The 1,967-nt window shown below is 75.7% G+C and carries 1 protein-coding gene; it reads left to right on the top strand.

Annotation, left to right across the window (positions count from 1 at the left end):
* A partial coding sequence (locus tag AOK24_RS18230) for an SDR family NAD(P)-dependent oxidoreductase (protein ID WP_159051913.1) occupies positions 1–1,967 on the top strand: 1,967 nt, incomplete at both ends.

The raw sequence follows: 1,967 nt of genomic DNA on the forward strand, positions 1-1,967 counted from the left end.
TGCTCGCCGGGGACACGGACGCGGTCGCCGCACTGGAGGAGCGCCTCACCCGCGACGGCGTCGCCGCCCGCCGCCTCCAGACCACGCACGCCTTCCACTCGCACATGATGGAACCGGGCCGCGCCCCGCTCACGGAGCTGACCCGCACCGTGACCCTGAACCCGCCCACGATCCCCTACCTGTCCAACGTGACCGGCACCTGGATCACCGACGAGCAGGCCACCGACCCCGCCTACTGGGCGCGCCACATGTGCGAGACCGTCCGCTTCGCCGGCGCCGTCGAGGAGCTGTGGCGCACCCCCGGCCGCATCCTCCTGGAGGTCGGCCCCGGGCAGGCGTACAGCAGCCTCGCCCTGCAACTGCTCCCCGAGGGCACAGCCGGCGACCGCATGTCCCTGTCCTCGCTGCCCGCCGCCCACGACAGCACCCCCGCCGCCCGGTTCCTGCTCACCTCGCTGGGCCGCCTCTGGCTGGCCGGCGTGGAGCCCGACTGGGACCGCGTCAACGCGGGCGAGACACCGGGCCGCGTCCCCCTGCCCACGTACCCCTTCGAACGCCGCCGGTACTGGGTCGACGACACCACCGCCCCGCGCCCGGCACCGGCCGAGACCCCGTCCATGGCCAGGAAGGAGGACCTCGCCGGCTGGTTCTCCGTACCCTCCTGGGCCTCCACCGCGCCCCTCGACCCCGTGCACGACGAGGACCTCGCGGCCGACCCCCGCAGCTGGCTGCTGTTCCTCGACGACCACGGCACCGGACAGCGCATCGCCGACCGGCTGGCCCGGGCCGGGCACGAGGTGGTCACGGTGGTCCGGGGTGAGCGGTTCCAGCGGCTCGCCGAAGGGCGGTTCGCGCTGGCGCCCGGCCGCCGGGAGGACTACGACGCGCTGCTGGGCGCGCTCGCCGCCCCGCCGCGGACGGTCGTCCACCTGTGGACCGTGACCGGCGACGACCCGGTGCCCTTCGGCGAACTCCAGGAACGCGGCTTCGACAGCCTGCTGTTCCTCGTCCAGGCCCGGGGCGCCCGGGGCGACGACGGCCCCCTGCACCTGGCCGTCGTCTCGGACGGCCTGCGCCAGGTCACCGACGGCGAGACGGTCACCCCCGCCAAGGCGACGGTCACCGGACCCGTCACCGTGGCCCCGCAGGAACACCCCGGCCTCACCGCGCAGAGCATCGACATCGCGCGCCACGCCCCGGACGCAGGCCGCCTCCTCACCGAACTCGTACGGCGCCCCGAAGACCCCGTCGTCGCCCACCGGGGCCGGGGCCGCTGGACACCGCGCTGGGAACCCGTACGGCTGGAGCAGCCCGCGCGGCCCCCCGCCCGCGTCCGCGAGCGGGGCGTCTACCTGATCACCGGCGGGCTCGGCGGCATCGGCCTGACCCTCGCCGAACACCTCGCGCGCACCGCGCGGGCCCGCCTGGTCCTGGTCGGGCGCTCGCCCCTGCCCGCGCGGGAGGAGTGGGCCGGGCTGCTCGCCGCGCCGCACTCCGGGACCGACGGGACCGACGGGACTGCCGCGCGGATACGCAAGGTCCTGGCCCTGGAGGAGCTGGGCGCCGAGGTGCTGGTGCTGGCGGCGGAGGTCACCGACGAGGAGCGGATGCGGGCCGCTGTCACCGAGGCCACCGCCCGGTTCGGCGCCCTCCACGGCGTGATCCACGCCGCCGGGGTCCCCGGGGGCGGCGTCATGCAGCTCAAGACCCCGGAAGCGGCCGGGAAGGTGCTGGCGCCCAAGGTGCGCGGAGCCCTCGTCCTGGACGCGGTCCTCGGCGCGACACCGCTCGACTTCCTGCTCCTGTGCTCCTCCACCATCGCCTTCAGCGGGGGCCTCGGCCAGGTCGACTACTGCGCCGCGAACGCCTTCCTCGACGCCTACGCCCAGCACCGCTCCGCCGCCGGCGGCCCGTACACCGTGTCGGTGAACTGGGACGCCTGGCAGGAGGTCGGGCGTGTCCACCAG

The organism is Streptomyces niveiscabiei, assembly GCF_001419795.1.
Taxonomy (GTDB): domain Bacteria; phylum Actinomycetota; class Actinomycetes; order Streptomycetales; family Streptomycetaceae; genus Streptomyces; species Streptomyces niveiscabiei.